Genomic DNA, 18,812 nt, shown 5'->3' with positions numbered 1-18,812 from the left:
AATCTTATTCCCTAACACATATCACTGAATACGTTGAACGAAAGTTTAAACGGGATTTCTCTGCAAGCTGAACAGCTTCTAATAAGGGTAAAAAAAGACCCCTACATAAGAGGGGCCGGTCTATTGGGCAATTCATCTATAATTTGGGCGACCTGTTCTGCTCGTTCCTTTATTTCATATTCATCGGCAGTTATCAGATGAACATGAGAGCAGTATTTTCCATGCTCATAAATTCGCTCTGGTGTAATAAACACAACGTCAGCAACAGCTTCCATCCTGTGTTTGTCTTTTTCAAATAGGTCGGGATCTGTAAGTGAATCGAATACAACCAAGTTAGGATATGCTGTCTCGACCGAATTTGCCAATCGGCTGTCATTCACCCAATAGATGACTCTTTCCCCCTGAAACAACGGACGAACGTTCTGACCAACACGAGCCACGACAAAATTCGGAAGCTCAGGGTGAGGATACTCCAACGCATCCACCTGATAAAACTCATCACTGGAATTTATATAAATCACATGATAACCAATCTCCGCAAGTTCTCTTAACAATCGTTGTGGTCGACGCCCAAATCGTTCACTATGAAAATCTATAGCAGGCAGATATACAATGGTTGTGTTGGTTTTGGGCACATATTTTTCAAAATTGAACTCACTCATTTGGACCTCTATTTTTTCAACTTCCATTGGCGGCTTGGCCACCTGGCTACCGAAAATTCGTTTGAATATCTGTTTCATCCACGTTGCCTCCCATCACCTGATTTATCATTTTGACAGCATCCATGGCCCTACTGTCCCAGCTATTAGCTCTAGCAACCATTGCACGGGCTGCGATTTTGGCCTCGTTGTTCTCACTGATTGCTTTCTGAAGCACCTGCCCACAATTATGACGATCCATAAAGTAGGTCACGTTACTGTATTTATTGACGATTTCCTCCATACGAGTCGTTATAACAGGCTTACCCGCAGACAAATATTCGTAATATTTAATCGGATCACATCCACGGATCATTTCTGTCAGTTTGAATGGCACGATGCAAACATCGAATTGGGCAATATAGGCTGGAAGAACTCTATAATCCTTATGTGGAAGACAAGTTATATTGGGATGCACAATGTTTTTTTGATACAGGGCATTGTTTCCAATCAGAACTACACGATACCCTTTATCTGCAATGTCGGTAATAAGTGAATAGTCCACCCAGGAAGCCATAGCCCCATGGAATCCCACAACCTTTTGTCCCTCCTTAACATCGGGGAAGTCAGCCGGTACTGGGAGAGATACACGTGCTTTCTTAAAGTGATCATAGTCCGCCCCATTCGGGCACATAAAGATCGGTTTGCCGTCATTTTTATGAGCTTCGTACATCACCTTAGCCGTTGTAGCAATAAGATCTGCTCGTTCAAAACATTTCGGAATGTAATCCTTCCAAACCGCAAATTCATCGGCCGAATTGTCCAAGTAGTCAAATACGGTAAAATCAAAATTACGACCATCCCCATAGTTATACTGACCCGGACTGGAGAACCAGAGAACCTTTTTTCCTTTGACCAGATGGTCATAGTTAATCCCCTTTTGCACAAGGAAGAGGTCGTCATTCAACTTCTCGATCGGACGGCTCTGTTTCTTATACGTTTCTTCGTTAATAAAAATAGCACGGACCCCTGGAATCTTGGAGAATGCGGTCATTAATTGCTGTGGACGTTGAAACAACAAATTCCAATCGAGTGCAGGTGGATATATGATCGTCATTTCAATGCTTTCAAAACATCCTTTTTTCCGCCTACTTCTATCTACCAGCCAATTTAGCAACCAACTCCACTCCTTCCTCATAGGCATGAACCGGACGAAGCCGTGTATCCACATACAGTTCATAACCAAGTTGCTGAGCCTGCTCACAGAAGGGGGCATCTTCACCAATCGGATGTGAACTATATCGAACTCCAGCTTCAATGACTTCACGTTTAATGAGATACACTGCACCTGTCAAATCCACAGGGATTACACCCTCGCTGAATTCTGGAACGTGCTTTCCACCAATCATTGCATTATGAGCCTTAATTCTTGGGTGATTTCGAATCAGCATGGCACAGATGTCCTTATCATTTTCAATAAGCTGTTCCAGGCTATGTTCAGGAATAATGATATCTGTATCAATGGAGAACAGATAATCACAATCGGATTTTAGAAACTCATCTACAAGTATATTTCTTAGTAGCGCCAGATTGTGATAGGCGTATTGACCACGCAAATGACCGAATGTCTTGCCCAAGTTATGAGTCAAGTACGAAATCTGATGATCATTCAAAATTTGTTCTGTCTGATCTTCGCTATCGTTCAAAATGTAAAAAAAATGCTTGTTTACTGTCTGTTGTTTGAGCGACTGCAAGTGCCGCTCCATAATCCATGCCCGGTTTCTCACAGGAGCACCTATGAATACGTTAGCCACCGTTCATCCCTCCCCTTTCACATAGTGTAGACCGATCTTCGCCAATCTTCAGCGTGTCCAACAAAAAAGATCTTTTCACTGGAAAGAGGAGAGAGAATGAATCGTTTCTTCTATTCTATAAAAGAAGGAGATGATGCAGATGTACAACAAGGACTTAAATTATTTCAATCCGAAAGAGGGTGGAGAGCGTGCTTGGCAGTGTTGAATTAATTCATAACTGGTTCCAAAAGGCTACGGATGGAGAAGCACATGCTTCCGTTCGATTCGGGGATGCTTCCAATACAATTCTGGCCCATGGAACCGTCCTAACAATGGACTTCATCAAATCCCATTACGGGTGGGTGAATGATCCCACATACTGTGGCATTACATTACCCAATGCAGGTGCGAGAGAAATCATTGTACACTGCCTGAGAAAAGCCGATTATGTTGGTCACTTGACCCAGACGGATCACTGGTATTTCAGACCCTTGTTTGATATGTGTCTCTCGTATTACAAGATTAAGCCCAAGAAGACATTCTACGCGTTTGAAAATAATTACATTGCCCGGTTCAAACTGTTCTATGAAACGTTCAAGACCATGCCCATACTGATCTGTGGAGCCAAAGCCGAACAATATAAAGAAGTGCTGGAACGCCGTTACGGTTGGACAGGCATCGTGGCAACAGTGGACTGCCCCTCTTGGTCTCATGTGAGCGCAGCCTCTAAAGAAATAGAAAATATCTACAAAAAAACACCATGGAAACTGGCTCTCGTATGTGCAGGGGCACCTGGCAAGGTATTAGCCATTAAAGCAAAAGAACTTGGCTCTGTAGGTGTTGATTTTGGCTCAGGAGCAGATGTTGCCATTCAGGCGGACAACGAAAACCTATATGCTTGGGATTACGAGGGATTTCCGGATTATTGGGAAGGAAGACCAAAAAAATGACCCGTCCAGGGTCTTTTTTGTTGAGTAAAGACGGGATTCAAGTGAAATTTCATTGCTGTAGTAGTTATTGATAATTTGAACTAACTGACTTATTATTGTTAAGATAACTCCTAATCTAACCTGGTTTAGACTTGCATAAAAGAGGAGCACTACTTAGATTATTCAATCGTTGGAGGGAATGTAATGGCGTACTCGCAGTCAAAGACCGAAGCAGTCGCAACTCACTTAAGAAATAGATTCATGGAAGGCAATGTAGAAGGCCACGAGATCGTTGTTGCTCTGATTAGTATGGTTAAAGCCCAGAAAATTAATATAGACGACGTCGCTCCCGTCCTGTTTAACGTTTTTTTTGATAATCCAGAAGGCATTTTATCCGCTCTTGAAAAAGCGAGTACATTAGTTGATGATGAGTTAATTGATTCAATTATCAATGAAGTGAACGAGAACGCTTAATCTTACATACTAGGGGAGTTTCATTGAAGATCTTATACTGTTTTTTCACGTCTTTGTTCTCCCCTCATTTCAGATTTATTTAGTTTATATGGGGTCACTTATGTGCTTCGCGTTATTTTCCATCTCACCCTGCTTATTCTAAGAATGTACCTTGGCAGAATGACAGGAGAAAAGGAAATAACGAAGGGAGCAACACGTATGGATCAAGTAAATAAAGCAATTCTATTTTTAGCAGTCATTGAAACCATGCTTGAAGCACTGCACCATATCGAAGTGGACCAGACAGAACTTGTGGATTCACTAGTTATGCTAGGTTTCGATCCCATCAACATTTTATACGAGACCAATACCATTAGATCCTTCCAGAAAGTGTGCAGGGCCTTCGCAGAACTCGACCTTGCAGATGATGCCCTCTCCACTTTTTCACAAGAGTAGCTACACCGTTTTAGTAATTACGAATTAGATTGACCGGATACATGTTTCTTTGGCAAAGGAAGTGCAAAAAAAGTAGAGCCTCAAGTCCTTGGACTTGGGGCTCTACTTTTTTCAATTTTAATATCTGACTCCTTAACACCTTTTATCTGAAATCGTATAGAACATGTAGGAGACATCAAGAATTTCTCCTTCTTCAACATGACCCATTTAACGAAAGGACAGTTATATGAGCCAAGAAATTTCAGAACATGTTATAGTCGACTTACATCACCCTGTAATTGGAACCGTGGATTCATCCTTGTTTCACTCACAATATGAGCATGAACATCCTAACAAAATTGTGATCATACAAAATTATTATTTTTTGAAAGACGCAGCTCATTTTAATGATTGGTTAAAAAGACGTACCGAATAGCCCCTTTTTCAGTTCGTGGCTTATCTCATCCTTTTTTGCGTCTTCGTTCATCAATCAGAACCTTCAACATGAGCAATTCCCCGTAGGTCAGCTTCTTCTTGCGTACTTTCTCCACCCATGCCCATTCGTCAATGATTTTGTCGTTATAGGCATCTCCTATGTATTTATCAAGTTCATTCCATGTCCATTGAGCATAATCCAGCACTTTATTCATATCATCTTCATCCTCCGTGACCACTTCTTCCTTCAGTGGATTCAATTTAGAATTGACTGCTTGCTTAAACCTTTCATATTCCCCAGGGGTTTTGATCCAAGGTAGTGGGCATTCCTTCCACCCGACAACTTCTTTATGCGTAAAAAACACATTGGGAAAGCCACGTTCTCTAATCAGATATACTGCCAGGTCTACAACGTTATTAAATGTATCCTCATGAATGCTACCATCCTTCTCAATGCACATTTCAATACCCACCGTACTATTGTTGGGATACGTTCCAAGACGGGCCACAGCTTCCTTTGTGTAAGTCTCGCTACCGCAATGGTATGCAAGTTCATCATCTGGCAGACTGTTATAAATGGAGGTTCGATCTACAGAGTAATGTGCACTTGCATAACGACCTTTTCCACCTTGCTGTGCTAAACTTGCGAAATATGTACTGATGTTTTTGGCTGAGGCTCCTGGGGAAGCGGTATAATGCATAACAATTCCTCGTTTAGCTTTCAGTTTCATTCCCGCTCGACTGTACTTATTAACAGGTATGTAGTCCGTTGTGATTGGAAGCATTATATCTTCTCCTTGCTTTCAGCTTGATTATCTTCCTCACCCCGAAGCTTGAAAAGAGCAGAAGTGATAAATTTCGGGACGGGAAGTCCCAATTTCCCCATATTCTCAAGAATGCTTATTCCTTCAGTACCGATGATAAACATCAGCATGGCATCTCTCATAAAGTCATTCGAATTGCCAGCAACAATATCCAGTTGATGAGCAATAATAACGAATACAAATGTTAATGACTTACGGGCAAGTCCCCACCATCCGACCCTGCTGGAAAGTTCTTTTTTGTACCATGCAGATAACACACCTGTGATGTAATCGAGCCCGACAAAAATCGTTACTGCAATAAACAGGTGATCCATCCCTCCAACCAAGTACACCATGGCAGACAATAGCCATCCACATAAAACGGTAAAAATCGTATCTCTTTGCAATTTACCTTCCCCCTTCAACATCTTTTTCATGTTTAGGTTAGGCGGAACAAGGAGATAAGTCTCATTAGATATTGATCCCTTTGGATATACTCCCCCTGCATTCCACAAAGCAAACAGCAAAAATCCCTCTCGCACATGCTGCGGAAGGGATCTTAACCGAATCATTATTTAGCTGTACGTAGAAGGATCAGGTGTGACAGGAATGCCGGACTCTGCCGGTTGTGCTGTATTACGATTGCGGAACATGTCCTGGATTCTATCCATCACATATGGTGTGGAATCGATCAATTTCTCGAACAGATGCGTTGAGTTGTCAAGCGGCACGATGTGTACGCCCTGTTTGCCAACTACTAGGAACGCGATAGGACGAATGGATACGCCACCCCCGCTTCCGCCTCCAAAAGGTGAGGCAACCGATGCGGAGCTGGCATGTTCAGTGGTACTACTTCCGCTGCTCCCGCCGCTTCCACCTTTGCTGTTTCCATCATTTACATGAAAATCACTGCCACCCGCAGCGAATCCAAATCCTACTTTACTGATCGGCAAAATTACGGTACCATCAGGTGTTTCGACCGCATCGCCCACGATTGTATTGACATCCACCATGGCCTTGATATTTTCCATTGCGGTTTCCATTAAGCCTTGAATTGGATGATCTGACATTTCAATTCCCTCCAGTTTCAATTTAAGCTAGGTTTGATCTAACCATATCATCCCCAAACTTGAAGGGACTTATGTAAGCCAGCCATTTAACTAAACCTCAATACTACAAACCGCTGACTGGGCAAAATAAAACCCGGCAGTTGCAAGCAAACTATAGGAAATTTTCTCATACTCGGTTTCTTCTTAACTACCGAATAGACCCAGCCAAGACGCATAGTTCCACCCCCGCCACCCCGCAATCATTTTAAATGAAAGCTGTATAACACAGGAACAGTACATACACTTAAATTTGCGATTTACTGTGTTGTTTCTTCAGCTTCAGCTTGCGTCTGCGCCGTTGTTCTTGTAAGAGTTTGAACCACATCCGCCATCCTCCCTCTACTTGAAGCACTCGGGTTAAGAGCGTAAGTCCTGCGATCATGACTGCTGAAATCCGGATCTTTAGTTTCCAATCCAGCTCGGTTTGGAACTCCATCTCGTCTTCCCACACCGGCACAACTTGTAACTTTGGCGTTTTTTCAAAACGGATTTGATAAGAGAGGTATCCAATGATGATCGACTTGATACTCCACACCCAACCGATGAGAACAGCCGTATATGCTGCATCGCCGACGCCAATGCGAGTGGACCAGGACAAATGAGTCATATGTACACGAGTGAGCGTTTGCTTGATCCAGAGCTTTAATGCTTCCGTTGCCCTGAGCATGATTTTTACATCCTTAGCCCATTTTTTGACTTTACGTTTGTTAACACGCTCGCTGCTCTGGGCTTCCCCCCTCGAATGATTCATTCGCTGCTCCGTCTTCACCAGAAAACCTTCCTTCATATTACGAAAGACAATACTAGGAATTTCATAGTTAATACGCACAATGCCATATAACAGACGAACCGTAATCTTGGCATAATCATCATGATTGTGTTTCCTGAATGTAAAATGCACATGAACATACGAGATGAGGACTGCGACAAGAAGCAGTGCGATCAACAAGCCGATTCCTCCAAGCCAAATCCACACAGGCCTTACCTCCAAGCCCTCAATTCTTTTCTCGTCTAGTATGACACTCTATATAGGAAAAAATTCACGTCTGACCTGAAAATTCCATTTAATCTTTGGACGCTACCTTACAATTCATTCCACATACCACGCCAAAAAAACCGGCACCCCGAAAGGGCACCGGTTTTGGATCGATCCAGACTGCAAAGTTATGAGTTCGAAGGATCATCTTCGTTATTAATATCGTTTGCATTTGGATCATCTTCGAAATTTGCACTATCCAGGTCCAGGTCCACATGCTGCACATCCAATTTTTCAAAAAGCAGCTGTGTTTCTTCCTCCAGGTTCTCGGAATCTTCAAACAACCCTGGCTCCGGTAGATCTTTGAGCGAAGCCAAACCAAAGTAGTCCAGGAAAGACTTGGTAGTACCATATAGAATTGGGCGTCCAATTGCCTCAGCCCGTCCCACTTCCTGAATGAGATCCTTGTTCACAAGTGTATGGATAGCACGTTCGGATTTCACCCCACGGATCTCCTCAATCTCTACCCGTGTGATAGGCTGACGGTACGCCACAATAGCGAGCGTCTCCAACGCCGCCTGGGATAAAGAGGTACGTGCAGGTGAATAAGCCAATTTCTCAAAATAAGCCGCATGTTCCGGCAAGGTACCCAGTTGGACTACCCCTGCAATTTTAAGAATTTGTACGCCTCGTCCCTGCTTGGAAAATTCAGCGATCATTTCCTCAATCGCATCCGACACCAGTTCGGTTCGCTGATCTACGATTTCGGCGATTTGTTTGATGCTCAGACCTTCTTCTCCGGACAAAAACAGCAGGCCTTCAATAATCGATTTCAATTTCGGAAAATCCATGATTCTTTGTTTCCCCTCTCCACTCCATAACGATATCCTCAAACATCCGCTCCTGATAACAGACGATCTGCTTCATCTTCATCAGTTCCAGCACCGCCAGAAAAGTTACGACAATCTCGTGCCGATAAATTTGGTTATCCAGCAACTTGGAGAATAACAGCCTGCCTCCCGGTCCCATACTTTCCAACGCACCGATGACATCGCGAATACGATCCTTAACCGAGATTTCATCCCGATGGATCCGAGTTACGGTTGTCCGCTTCTCCGCCTTGCGCAGCGCCTTCTGGAAGGCCGCAATCAGATCCGAGGGATGCAAACCCTCGACCGGATTCGATTGTGCTTCTACAGGCATATACGGTCGCAAATCCTCAGGCTCTTTGGAGAAAATAAGGCTGCGTTCCCACTCCCGTTCGTGCAAGTGACGCGCAATTCCCTTGTATTTGCGATATTCAATCAGACGCGCAATCAGTTCTGCACGTGGATCATAATCTTCATCTTCCATATATGCATAATCCTCAAAGTCCTCGATTACCGGTGGTTTGGGCAATAATAGTTTGCTCTTGATCGACAGCAGTGTTGCCGCCATTACCAGAAATTCACTCGTAATATCCAGCTCCAGCTCCTGCATCGAATGCAGATACGCCATATATTGATCGGTAATATCGCTGATGGGAATATCCTGGATATGAATCTCTGCCTTATCGATCAGATGAAGCAGCAGATCCAAAGGCCCTTCAAAAGTCTCCAGTTTGTATGTAACTACCGTCACTAGACGAATCCTCCCGCCAGAAAATAAAAACCCCGCTAGCCGCCGAATCCGGTCTCCCGTTTTCGTCTGCGCAGAGCAGGGCACTATATTAAATAAGCACTATTTTAGCTGTTTCGTCAAGTTCGCCATTTCAATAGCGGCAGTAGCTGAATCCCAGCCTTTGTTTCCTGCCTTTGTTCCAGCACGCTCAATGGCCTGTTCAATATTCTCTGTTGTAACCAAGCCGAAGATTGTAGGTACGCCTGTTTTCAGGTTAATTGCGGCTACACCCTTAGCCATCTCATTGCACACATAATCATAATGTGTTGTTGAACCACGGATAACCGTCCCCAACGTAATGACAGCATCATATTTGCCACTTTCGGCCATTTTTTGGGCAATCAACGGGATTTCAAAGGCTCCTGGAACCCAAGCTACATCCACTTCATCATCTTGTACACCGTGACGTTTGAACGCATCCAGTGCTCCACTAAGCAATTTGCTTGTAATGAACTCGTTAAAACGTCCTACGACCACTCCATATTTTAATCCTTCTGATACCAAATGTCCTTCAAAAAAGTGTGGCATTCAAGTCATCTCCCTAATTGTATTATATGATGTACGCAGCTGATCTTTGGAAACTAGTTCACCCTGTTTAACCTCAGAAAAGCTACTCAGTTTTTTTCTTCATTCTGCTCGATATCGTCGAACTTTAGCATATGGCCGAGCTTCGCCTGCTTCGTGTGCAAGTAGACCGTATTGTCCTCGTTCTCTTCCATCTGAATGGCAACACGTTCCAGCACTTCAAGTCCGTACCCTTCAAGCCCTTTAATTTTGCGTGGATTGTTAGTTAACAACCGAATTTGACGAACCCCTAGATCTTTGAGAATTTGGGCACCAATGCCGTAATCTCGAAGATCGGCAGCAAACCCAAGCTTCAGATTGGCATCCACGGTGTCCAAACCTTCCTCTTGCAGTTTGTAGGCTTTGAGCTTGTTGATCAGTCCAATGCCTCGTCCTTCCTGTCTCATATAGAGCAGGACGCCATTGCCTTCGTCATGGATCTGTTTCAATGCTGCATCGAATTGTGGACCACAGTCGCATCGATGAGAATGGAATACATCCCCTGTGAGACATTCGGAGTGTACGCGGACCAATACAGGCTTCGATCCGTCAATTTCGCCTTTAACCAAAGCGACATGCTCCTTATTGTCCACCGCATTGGTGTACGCCACCGCCTGGAATTCACCAAAGTCTGTTGGCATGCGTACAGCTACTTCGCGTTTAACCAACTGTTCCTTCTCATTCCGGTACCGAATCATGTCCTGAATGCTGATTAGCTTCAGATCATGCTTGCGGGCAATCTCCTGCAGATCCGGAAGTCTGGCCATCGTGCCATCTTCCTTAATCACTTCACAGATTACACCTGCCGGATAAGAACCGCACATAATGGCGAGATCTACAGCCGCTTCCGTGTGTCCAGCGCGTCGTAGCACACCGCCATCTTTGGCGATAAGTGGGAACATGTGGCCCGGCTTGCGGAAATCTCCGCTTTTCGCTTCGGGATCGATTAGACCCTTAACTGTAATGGAGCGTTCATGAGCCGAGATGCCCGTTGTGGTATCTTTATGATCTACAGAGACGGTGAAAGCCGTCCCATGAAAGTCTGTATTTTGCTGAACCATAGGCTTTAGGTTGAGTTCATCGGCACGTTGCTGCGTAATGGGAACACACACCAAACCTCTGCCTTCGGTAATCATGAAATTGATCACTTCAGGTGTAGCCTTTTCCGCCAAAGCGATAAAGTCGCCTTCATTCTCCCGATCCTCATCATCCACCACAATAACCGGTTTACCCTGCATGAGATCGTAGATGGCTTCCTCAATAGAATTCAGAATGGATTTCTCTGACATAGGTCCCCCTCCAGTTTCTATTTCAATTTATATTTGTAGTTAATCAATTACGATTTGTTAAGCAAAGCCGTGATTAGCCAGGAAATCCTCACTGATACTTCGCGGCTTGCCAGCACCGGTCTCCTGATGTCCCTTACCATAGTGCAGCAGATGATCCACATATTTGCCCAAAATATCACACTCAATATTGATGGTATCTCCCGTCTTTTTCACATTCAATACAGTCTCACCAATGGTATGTGGAATAATGGATACAGTGAATGCGGTCTGTGAAGTATGCACAACGGTCAGACTAATTCCGTCCAGGGTTACAGACCCTTTGGGTATCAGATATTTGAACAGCTGCGTATCATCAGGTTTGATCTCGAAAACAATTGCATTCTGGTCACGTGTAATGCTGCCAATGACCCCAGTGCCATCGACATGGCCCTGAACGATATGCCCGCCAAAACGTCCACCTGACAGCATGGCTCGCTCCAGATTAACTTTGCTGCCTGATTGCAATTGACTAAGATTGGTATGTCGATATGTCTCGGGCATCACATCGGCAGTAAATCCGCCACCCTCCAGGGTTGTCGCAGTTAAGCATACCCCGTTTACAGCTACACTATCGCCAATCTTCAAGTCATTCATGATGGCGGAAGCTCCGATATTCAGGACCATCGCTTCGCCTTTCCGACCTATCCGCCGGATCTGACCGACTTCTTCCACCAAACCGGTAAACATGCTACCGCCTCCTTTATTTATTTCGTTATCGTTAATTCATTTATTCAGGCCAAACCGGAATTCCGCCAATGCTGATATTATCTCCAACTTGCTCAACTTCCAGCTGATGTAATTGAATCGCCTGACTCATGCGCTCTACACCCTCAAAGCGGAAACTGCCTGGTGTTTCGTATCCTCCGACAATTTTCGGAGCAATGAACATGAGCAGTCGATCTACCAACCGTGCTTCCAGCATGGACCCATTCAGTGTGCCCCCGCCTTCAAGCAGAATCGAACCAATCTCACGCTCACCGAGCTTGCTGAGTGCACTCAGCAGATCAACACGTGGTCCTGGACCACAACGTATAATCTCCACCCCATAGGCTTCCAGCCGCTCAGCCGATTCAGGGCTCGCCTCATCTGTTGTAAGCACCCAGGTTGGTGCAAGGCCATCCTTGACCATTTTGGAGCCTACAGGCAGACGTAACTTGGAATCGACCACGATTCGTACCGGGCTGATCCCTTCCACTTGCAAGCGAGTCGTTAGTTCGGGATTGTCTGCAATGACCGTTTCCACACCAACCATAATTCCTTGATGGCGATGGCGAAGCGCGTGTACAATCTCGCGAGCTGACTCGTTAGAGATCCATTTGCTGTCACCGCTACGCGTAGCAATTTTGCCATCCAGTGTAGAGGCCGTCTTCAAAGTTACAAAGGGGAGACCTGTTGTAATGTATTTGATAAATTTCTCGTTCATACGTCTTCCGCGCTCACGCAGCACTCCAACTTCAACTTCGATCCCTTGTTGACGCAGCATGCTGATCCCTCTGCCGGAGACTTGCGGATTCGGATCTTCGCAGCATACAACGACACGTTTCACTTTCTCATGAATGAGACGTTCGCTGCATGGTGGAGTCTTGCCATAATGGCTACAGGGTTCGAGCGTAACGTACACTGTACTGCCTTCAGCATCACTGCCCGCCATGTTCAGCGCATGAACCTCTGCATGACCCGTTCCCCGTTTGAGATGACTTCCGAGGCCCACGATACGTCCTTCTTTTACCACGACACAACCTACTACCGGATTGATTCCGGTCTGTCCTTGTGCCCGCTCTGCCATATCCAGCGCCAGCGCCATATAAAATTCATCATTAATCATTTCCAAGTCCGTTCACCCCACGGTTAAAATCTTAAGTTTAGACCTCCCTTCCAACAGAGAGGCATGTTCCATATCCAATAAGAAAAACGTCTATCGAAGTACTTCAAGGAAGCCAGACCGCGTTTAGCGGAAATTTTTCTTGCAATATCAGGAACATCATGCTTCGAAGTTTTTACTTTACTGATATTATAAAAAATCCCCGTCGAACAAACCGTTCGATGGGGATGATGAGAGACATGTGTCACCAGCAGTACTATTGATACATTGCCAACTACACATCGCCCAAAACTTCATTTTAGGCAAGTGAAAGCAGACACATACCTTAATGAACTTCAATTACAGGTAAAGAGCTTCTATGATGTGGCATATGTATGAAGATTGCCGGAAATAACCGGATTTCTCCCTGCACAGGAAATGAATTCGTCAAAAACTGTACAGCAACACTCCTGCGGAATGCGGCCCCTAAGGACTGCACCCTCTCCTTCTCCCATCCAGACTATACTGTCGGTTCTGGAATTACACCAGATCAGCCATCTGCCACAGGCAGACGGGTCACGGACTTTGCATCAATGCTGGATAGATATCCTCACATACTGCATCACCGCCGGTAGGGAATTACACCCTGCCCTGAAGGATTCGTTGCGTTATTAATTGGATGTTAGCACTTTAACGCCAAAAAATCAATTGTTTTTTGTTCCTTTTTGTCACATACTAACTTTTAATAAGCTTAAGTGTAAACAAAAACCGCTTCGCTCATTGCGAAACGGTTTACATACGTTTATTGATTAAGCTTCTACTACTTCAACTGTTTCCATTTTGTCGCGACCTTCGAAAGCGTCCACGAATTCCATACCTTTGGTTACTTTACCAAATACAGTATGTTGTCCATCCAAATGTGGTTGCGGTTGGTAGCAGATGTAGAACTGGCTTCCCCCTGTGTTACGGCCTGCATGAGCCATAGCCAAAGTTCCACGCTCATGTTTGTTCGGGTTGATTTCACAGTTAATTGTGTAACCTGGGCCGCCTGCACCGGAACCGTTAGGGCATCCGCCTTGAGCTACAAAGCCCGGAATAACACGGTGGAATACAAGACCGTTGTAGAAACCGGAGTTAGCCAGTTTCTCAAAGTTTGCTACTGTGTTTGGAGCTTCTTGATCGAACAAATCGATTACAACTTCTCCGCCGTTTGCCATTTTGATTTTCGCTTGTTTCGCCATATGTAAATGACTCCTTTCGTATTGACCATCGTTAATGGTGCCAGAACGCATGACCCTGGGCCAAGCTTTATAGCACTTTTCTTAGTGTACACCGAAAATGGATTGATCGCAAAATAATAAGCAAGATTTTTTCGGAATTTAGCCCTAAAGATGCAAAAGAAGACAAAAAAGGAGTGTCCTTTTTTGCCTTCTTCATATAGCGCTCCGCTATTTCTTCTTTAATTAACGGGTAACGGGCTGTTTTGCAATACGCTCAGGTACCAGATCATTCTGGATGATGTCTTGATACGTCTCACGGCGTACGACAACATCCCCTTGACCGTCTTTGACAAACACAACTGCCGGACGACGAATCCGGTTATAGTTGCTTGCCATAGAGTAGTTGTACGCGCCTGTGCAAGCTACTGCCAGCAGATCGCCGCTTTGCACTTTAGGCAGGTCCAGATCCCAGATCAGCATATCGCCGCTCTCACAGCATTTACCAGCAACAGATACCGTTTCCTGAGAAGCCTCATTTGCACGGTTTGCCAATACAGCTTCATATTTGGACTCATACAGCGCTGGACGTGGGTTGTCTGTCATTCCACCATCCACAGCTACGTATTTACGGACTCCTGGAATATCTTTGCTTGTTCCAACGGTGTAGAGTGTTGTTCCCGCTTCACCTACAATGCTGCGGCCTGGTTCAACCCAGATCTCAGGCACGGCATAGCCGATTTGAGCAAAATAATTTTTCACCGCATCCGTGATAGCTTTCACGTATTGTGAAACTTCAAGCGGTGTGTCTCCATCAATATAGCGGATACCGAAGCCACCGCCCAGATTAACCACTTTGAATGCCACGTTAAGACGCTCATACACATCTGCTGCAAACTCAGCAACGCGTTGAACGGCCATTTGGAAGCCTTCAACTTCGAAAATTTGGGATCCGATGTGTGAATGCACACCGAGCAATACCAGATTTGACTGCTTGGAAGCCAATTCAATGGCTTCAAATGCCGTTCCGTTCCCGATATCGAATCCAAATTTGGAATCCGTTTGTCCTGTCGAGATATATTCATGCGTATGCGCTTCAACACCAGGCGTCACACGCAGCAAAATGTTAACTTTGCGATTTTTGTCTGCGGCTACAGCTTGCAGCAAGTGCAGTTCATTGAAGTTATCCACAACGAAGCAGCCAATCTCTGCATCAAGCGCCATTTCGATCTCTTCCAACGTTTTGTTGTTACCGTGGAAATGAATGCGCTCTGCCGGGAAACCGGCTTGCAGTGCCGTGAACAATTCACCATCGGATACTACATCCAAGGAAAGTCCTTCTTCCGCAGCAAGGGCACACATGGCCATTACGCAGAATGCTTTACTTGCATAAGCAACTTGGAAACCCAGGCCTGAAGCACGGAACGCTTCCATGTACTCTCTGCAACGCTCACGAACTAATTGCTCGTCCACAACATACAGGGGAGTTCCAAATTGTTCTTTCAAGTCGGTTGTATCGACTCCACCAATTTCCAGATGTCCCTGTGCATTTATTTTACTTGTACCATGTAAATACATAATCTGCATTCCTCACTTTTTTATATACTGGAACAGCTGTTATTCCAATGATTTTACATCAGTATATCAAATTAGAAAATGAGAAGAATGGATTTTTCGGCAGATCATTTGTGTTTTTTACTTTTTTGCAGTTCCCCGTCTGGATCACTGTCCATTTTGGTATTGTCACGCGTTTTGTTGATCGAAGGACGTTTTTTATTTTCCAACAGCGGCAAACGGAACAAAAAGTTACCCAAAGCCTTTGCATTAAACGGTATGAACGGCCAGAGATAAGAAGAGTTGTAGGAGCGATGCAAAGTGAGCGCCACGATAATGAACGTCGTCCCGACAACGAATCCGGGAACCTTGAATATCGCCACAGCAACGAGCAAAAACAATCTGACCAACCGGTTTGCCAAACCAAGCTCATAACTGGGTGTTGCAAACATACCAATCGCGGCAATCGCCATGTAAAGTACCACTTCATTGACAAAATATCCTGTTTTTACGGCGATATCCCCGACTAAAATGGCCGCAATCAAACCCATGGCCGAAGCGAGTGGCGTCGGGGTATGGACTGCTGCCATCCGTAATAAATCCACCCCGAATTCAATAAGCAGGAACTGCAGAATCAGCGGGAGCTGGGCATTTTCATGAGGACCGATGAACTCCATTCCTGCTGGCTTAATGGCAGGGTCAATAACCATCAACAGCCATAGCGGCAACAGGAAAAGCGAAATCAGAATACCCCCAAATCGTACCCAGCGCAGATAGGTTCCCATAAAGGCGGTCTGTCTGTTCTCTTCCGCATGCTCACACAGGTCAAAAAAGGTCGTGGGCAGAATCATCACACTGGGTGAAGTATCTACAAAAACAACAACTCTTCCGTCCATCAAATGAGAAGCTGTCACATCCGGTCGTTCCGAATACCGAACTAACGGATACGGGTGCCAACCCTTGTTAATAATCGCTTCTTCAAGCTGTTTATCGGCAGCAGGGATGCCGTCGATATTCACTCGTTTGATTTTTTCACGAACGGAATCCACCTGAACCTTGTCCACGATATCGTCAATATATACAACACAGACATCCGTTTGCGATCTTCGTCCGACCTGCATAATTTCAAATTTTAATCCTGGGTCCCGTATTCTTCGGCGCACTAACGCCACGTTGGTCAGAAGTGTCTCCGTGAATCCGTCTCTTGAACCCCGCACCACTCTCTCCAGCGAAGGTTCCTCTGGTGAACGTACCGGATAGCTACGGGTATCCATAATAATAACGGAACGGTCCCCTTCGACAAACATGGCACTCATGCCTGTGAGGACCTTGTTGATAACGGCACTCATTTTCTCCACTCGCTCAACTTGAATATGAGGAATGTAACATTCGAAATACGACTTCAGCGCATGTCCGGACACTTGCTCCGGTGTAAGATAGGTTAGCCTTTTTAACACTTCAAGCAGAATCTCATCCTTCGCAAATCCAGTCAGCAGCAACAATCCAACGTGTTTGCCGCCTAAGACCATTTCCCTCATATTCACATCAAAGGACTCCCCAAGTCCCAACACTTGCTGAAGCGTGTATTTGTTATCACTCATGCGAGGGGATATATCGTCGTTTTCCTGCCAATATTCTACCGATTCCTCGATACTGTCAGACATTTCATTTTGCTTCTTCTTTTCGTAAGCCTTCTTTTCTTCTTCCTCCTGAATCTCATAAGGAGATTTATGCATCATCTCTTCGGATGTTGCTTCGCTGGATTCATGCCCGTCGTTGTCCGATCTTACGTCCATTTCCCATCCTCCTTAGGCCTAACGTTTTAACGCTGGTATACAAAAAAGTCAAACAGGGAGCCCGTCATCTTCCCCAAAATCATAGCAAGCAACAATCCAAACAAATACGATTTCATGCCCAGTCGTTTTGCCAGCACTGGCAGTACATTCAGCACTTCAGTCAGTGCCGCAGCAAGCAGACCGATGAACACACCGCAAAACAGTCCGATGATCGGGCTCAGCAACAGCGCTCCGTGTACCTTCCAGTGCCAAAAATCCGCAACAGTACCGAGCAGCGAACCTCCGATCAAGGCCCCTTCATACCAATGGGTTTTGTCATAGGATCGCGTAAGCTGAGCTAGTCTGGGGATCATATCAAGCACGAGAATAAGCGCAATCACACCGCTTCCTACCGCGATTCCCCCCGCAATGCCCAGTACAATGCTGATTGCTCCGTTAAGAACGCTCATCCGCATTCATCTCCCTGCGTTCCTCTTCATGCATACGTTCGGTTTCTTCAATCACAACATACTTGTCTACATTTTGCTGATATAGGAACATTTCCACTTCCAAAGGGGTAGGTTCTTCATTCCACTTTTTCTTGAATAAATGATTGAAGAACACAGCCATACCAAACCCGATCCCGAGGGAATACGCCACCTGAAACAGATATGGATGCTCATCCCGGCGGCCCGTAATCATCTCTACAATTCGAATTTGGACTTCCTGCATGTTTACGTCCGCATGAAAATTCATAATGGTCAATGCTGATCCAAAGAAAAGCAGCAGCCACACCAGGATGAACAGAGATTTGGAAGGTTTGCCACTTCCCACAACCACCTCAACAAGGGTATGACCCGATCCGATTAATTCAACGGTGACATCTGGCAAGGCACGACGGATCTCGGGGATGATCTGCAATATATCAATGAGGATCAGATTGCCGTCCTCCGGTCCGGGGCGCAGCAATTCAAGCTCAAGCAGCCTTCCTTCCTGTTCTTCGGGAGAGGTGAGCAAGTGAGCTACATCTCCAAGCTTGACACTTCGGCCCCTTTGGATGCGAATACGGCTGCGCAAACGAACATAGACCGTTGGAGTGGGTGTCAGGGACATCCGGAACACTCCTTTACTGCGTAATTTAGGTTAGTATTTGAAGAATGTGCAAATTTATTACATTCTGGTTGGAAAAAGGTTGGTTGGACCCTGCGGGCGCTTCGGGATGGATCGGCCATCGGTCGCTGTTATCCCCGGATTTCTTGAATCTCCTTTATCAAGGAGGAAATCCGGTGCTAAAGGCGAACGCTTCGCTCCTTTGTCCGATTCCATCCCTCCGCTGCTTGGGT

At 45.2% G+C, this 18,812-nt stretch carries 21 protein-coding genes and 1 riboswitch; of the genes, 3 read left to right on the top strand and 18 right to left on the bottom strand.

The window, feature by feature from the left end; genetic code table 11:
- Positions 1-101: 101 nt before the first annotated feature.
- Genes CRO25_RS01670 through CRO25_RS33160 form a run of 3 tightly spaced genes read right to left on the bottom strand, consistent with a single transcriptional unit; the run spans position 102 to position 2,452 of the window.
- Positions 102-740 carry a hypothetical protein gene (locus CRO25_RS01670; RefSeq protein WP_079694080.1) on the bottom strand — a complete coding sequence of 213 codons (639 nt, stop codon included), beginning with the start codon at positions 738-740 and terminating at the stop codon, positions 102-104.
- Positions 709-1,755, bottom strand: a complete 1,047-nt coding sequence (locus CRO25_RS01665) for a glycosyltransferase (protein ID WP_179132081.1) — start codon at positions 1,753-1,755, stop codon at positions 709-711. Before CRO25_RS01665 ends, CRO25_RS01670 begins: the two co-directional genes overlap by 32 nt.
- Positions 1,756-1,792: 37 nt before the next feature.
- Complete coding sequence (locus CRO25_RS33160; protein ID WP_179132082.1) at positions 1,793-2,452, bottom strand: glycosyltransferase family 2 protein; 660 nt, start codon at positions 2,450-2,452, stop codon at positions 1,793-1,795.
- A gap of 188 nt (positions 2,453-2,640) precedes the next feature.
- Between CRO25_RS33160 and CRO25_RS01660 the strand changes: the two genes are divergently transcribed.
- The 3 genes from CRO25_RS01660 to CRO25_RS01650 all read left to right on the top strand — a co-directional run bounded on the left by CRO25_RS01660 (position 2,641) and on the right by CRO25_RS01650 (position 4,269).
- A complete protein-coding gene (locus CRO25_RS01660; RefSeq protein WP_079694082.1) occupies positions 2,641-3,381 on the top strand; it encodes a GT-D fold domain-containing glycosyltransferase in 741 nt (246 codons plus the stop codon).
- Between the two features lie 183 nt (positions 3,382-3,564).
- On the top strand, positions 3,565-3,834 hold the full coding sequence (locus CRO25_RS01655) for a hypothetical protein (protein ID WP_072735277.1): 270 nt from the start codon (positions 3,565-3,567) through the stop codon (positions 3,832-3,834).
- A gap of 198 nt (positions 3,835-4,032) precedes the next feature.
- Positions 4,033-4,269 carry a hypothetical protein gene (locus CRO25_RS01650; RefSeq protein WP_143806507.1) on the top strand — a complete coding sequence of 79 codons (237 nt, stop codon included), beginning with the start codon at positions 4,033-4,035 and terminating at the stop codon, positions 4,267-4,269.
- A 440-nt stretch (positions 4,270-4,709) separates the two neighbouring features.
- Here CRO25_RS01650 and CRO25_RS01645 read toward each other — a convergent pair whose 3' ends face one another.
- The 15 genes from CRO25_RS01645 to CRO25_RS01575 form a co-directional block, all read right to left on the bottom strand.
- A complete protein-coding gene (locus CRO25_RS01645; RefSeq protein WP_079694084.1) occupies positions 4,710-5,468 on the bottom strand; it encodes an N-acetylmuramoyl-L-alanine amidase family protein in 759 nt (252 codons plus the stop codon).
- Positions 5,468-5,923: a holin family protein gene (locus CRO25_RS01640; protein ID WP_257018513.1), complete on the bottom strand. Its 456-nt coding sequence runs from the start codon at positions 5,921-5,923 to the stop codon at positions 5,468-5,470. The genes CRO25_RS01645 and CRO25_RS01640 overlap by 1 nt, the downstream gene beginning before the upstream one ends.
- Positions 5,924-6,061: 138 nt before the next feature.
- A complete protein-coding gene (ytfJ, locus tag CRO25_RS01635; protein ID WP_063565747.1) occupies positions 6,062-6,556 on the bottom strand; it encodes a GerW family sporulation protein in 495 nt (164 codons plus the stop codon).
- Positions 6,557-6,839: 283 nt separating this feature from the next.
- Positions 6,840-7,571: a DUF2953 domain-containing protein gene (locus CRO25_RS01630; RefSeq protein ID WP_079694085.1), complete on the bottom strand. Its 732-nt coding sequence runs from the start codon at positions 7,569-7,571 to the stop codon at positions 6,840-6,842.
- 188 nt (positions 7,572-7,759) lie between these two features.
- Complete coding sequence (scpB, locus tag CRO25_RS01625; RefSeq protein WP_079694086.1) at positions 7,760-8,422, bottom strand: SMC-Scp complex subunit ScpB; 663 nt, start codon at positions 8,420-8,422, stop codon at positions 7,760-7,762.
- Positions 8,391-9,191, bottom strand: coding sequence for a ScpA family protein (locus CRO25_RS01620; RefSeq protein WP_079694087.1), 801 nt, complete (start codon positions 9,189-9,191; stop codon positions 8,391-8,393). Before CRO25_RS01620 ends, scpB begins: the two co-directional genes overlap by 32 nt.
- Positions 9,192-9,290: 99 nt before the next feature.
- Complete coding sequence (ribE, locus tag CRO25_RS01615; RefSeq protein WP_063565743.1) at positions 9,291-9,758, bottom strand: 6,7-dimethyl-8-ribityllumazine synthase; 468 nt, start codon at positions 9,756-9,758, stop codon at positions 9,291-9,293.
- 86 nt (positions 9,759-9,844) lie between these two features.
- Positions 9,845-11,083: a bifunctional 3,4-dihydroxy-2-butanone-4-phosphate synthase/GTP cyclohydrolase II gene (locus tag CRO25_RS01610; RefSeq protein WP_079694088.1), complete on the bottom strand. Its 1,239-nt coding sequence runs from the start codon at positions 11,081-11,083 to the stop codon at positions 9,845-9,847.
- Between the two features lie 57 nt (positions 11,084-11,140).
- Positions 11,141-11,809 (bottom strand): riboflavin synthase, encoded by a 669-nt coding sequence (ribE, locus tag CRO25_RS01605; protein WP_064636805.1) that lies wholly within the window; start codon positions 11,807-11,809, stop codon positions 11,141-11,143.
- A gap of 40 nt (positions 11,810-11,849) precedes the next feature.
- Complete coding sequence (gene ribD, locus CRO25_RS01600; RefSeq protein ID WP_179132083.1) at positions 11,850-12,953, bottom strand: bifunctional diaminohydroxyphosphoribosylaminopyrimidine deaminase/5-amino-6-(5-phosphoribosylamino)uracil reductase RibD; 1,104 nt, start codon at positions 12,951-12,953, stop codon at positions 11,850-11,852.
- 469 nt (positions 12,954-13,422) lie between these two features.
- Positions 13,423-13,586: riboswitch (FMN riboswitch) on the bottom strand.
- 146 nt (positions 13,587-13,732) lie between these two features.
- Positions 13,733-14,164 (bottom strand): peptidylprolyl isomerase, encoded by a 432-nt coding sequence (locus CRO25_RS01595; protein WP_024630947.1) that lies wholly within the window; start codon positions 14,162-14,164, stop codon positions 13,733-13,735.
- A 222-nt stretch (positions 14,165-14,386) separates the two neighbouring features.
- Complete coding sequence (lysA, locus tag CRO25_RS01590) at positions 14,387-15,718, bottom strand: diaminopimelate decarboxylase (protein ID WP_079694089.1); 1,332 nt, start codon at positions 15,716-15,718, stop codon at positions 14,387-14,389.
- 104 nt (positions 15,719-15,822) lie between these two features.
- On the bottom strand, positions 15,823-17,433 hold the full coding sequence (locus CRO25_RS01585) for a spore germination protein (RefSeq protein ID WP_091000378.1): 1,611 nt from the start codon (positions 17,431-17,433) through the stop codon (positions 15,823-15,825).
- Between the two features lie 83 nt (positions 17,434-17,516).
- The gene (locus CRO25_RS01580; RefSeq protein ID WP_179132084.1) at positions 17,517-17,945 is read right to left on the bottom strand and encodes a stage V sporulation protein AB; all 429 of its coding nucleotides are present in this window, start codon (positions 17,943-17,945) and stop codon (positions 17,517-17,519) included.
- The gene (locus CRO25_RS01575; protein WP_079694092.1) at positions 17,926-18,582 is read right to left on the bottom strand and encodes a stage V sporulation protein AA; all 657 of its coding nucleotides are present in this window, start codon (positions 18,580-18,582) and stop codon (positions 17,926-17,928) included. Before CRO25_RS01575 ends, CRO25_RS01580 begins: the two co-directional genes overlap by 20 nt.
- Between the last annotated feature and the right edge of the window lie 230 nt (positions 18,583-18,812).

Source organism: Paenibacillus sp. RU5M, from assembly GCF_900221055.1.
In the GTDB taxonomy this organism is placed as follows: Bacteria; Bacillota; Bacilli; order Paenibacillales; family Paenibacillaceae; genus Paenibacillus; species Paenibacillus marchantiae.
Note: the sequence above shows the minus strand (reverse complement) of the source record. Positions and strands in the feature narration are given on the sequence as shown.

Bases quoted from the DNA above. Each gene is read 5' to 3' on its own strand.
- CRO25_RS01670 (WP_079694080.1), bottom strand. From the start codon at position 740: ATGAAACAGATATTCAAACGAATTTTCGGTAGCCAGGTGGCCAAGCCG.
- CRO25_RS01665 (WP_179132081.1), bottom strand. From the start codon at position 1,755: ATGACGATCATATATCCACCTGCACTCGATTGGAATTTGTTGTTTCAA.
- CRO25_RS01655 (WP_072735277.1), top strand. From the start codon at position 3,565: ATGGCGTACTCGCAGTCAAAGACCGAAGCAGTCGCAACTCACTTAAGA.
- CRO25_RS01650 (WP_143806507.1), top strand. From the start codon at position 4,033: ATGGATCAAGTAAATAAAGCAATTCTATTTTTAGCAGTCATTGAAACC.
- CRO25_RS01645 (WP_079694084.1), bottom strand. From the start codon at position 5,468: ATGCTTCCAATCACAACGGACTACATACCTGTTAATAAGTACAGTCGA.
- CRO25_RS01640 (WP_257018513.1), bottom strand. From the start codon at position 5,923: ATGAAAAAGATGTTGAAGGGGGAAGGTAAATTGCAAAGAGATACGATT.
- ytfJ (WP_063565747.1), bottom strand. From the start codon at position 6,556: ATGTCAGATCATCCAATTCAAGGCTTAATGGAAACCGCAATGGAAAAT.
- scpB (WP_079694086.1), bottom strand. From the start codon at position 8,422: ATGGATTTTCCGAAATTGAAATCGATTATTGAAGGCCTGCTGTTTTTG.
- ribE (WP_063565743.1), bottom strand. From the start codon at position 9,758: ATGCCACACTTTTTTGAAGGACATTTGGTATCAGAAGGATTAAAATAT.
- CRO25_RS01610 (WP_079694088.1), bottom strand. From the start codon at position 11,083: ATGTCAGAGAAATCCATTCTGAATTCTATTGAGGAAGCCATCTACGAT.
- ribE (WP_064636805.1), bottom strand. From the start codon at position 11,809: ATGTTTACCGGTTTGGTGGAAGAAGTCGGTCAGATCCGGCGGATAGGT.
- CRO25_RS01595 (WP_024630947.1), bottom strand. From the start codon at position 14,164: ATGGCGAAACAAGCGAAAATCAAAATGGCAAACGGCGGAGAAGTTGTA.
- lysA (WP_079694089.1), bottom strand. From the start codon at position 15,718: ATGTATTTACATGGTACAAGTAAAATAAATGCACAGGGACATCTGGAA.
- CRO25_RS01585 (WP_091000378.1), bottom strand. From the start codon at position 17,433: ATGATGCATAAATCTCCTTATGAGATTCAGGAGGAAGAAGAAAAGAAG.
- CRO25_RS01580 (WP_179132084.1), bottom strand. From the start codon at position 17,945: ATGCGGATGAGCGTTCTTAACGGAGCAATCAGCATTGTACTGGGCATT.
- CRO25_RS01575 (WP_079694092.1), bottom strand. From the start codon at position 18,582: ATGTCCCTGACACCCACTCCAACGGTCTATGTTCGTTTGCGCAGCCGT.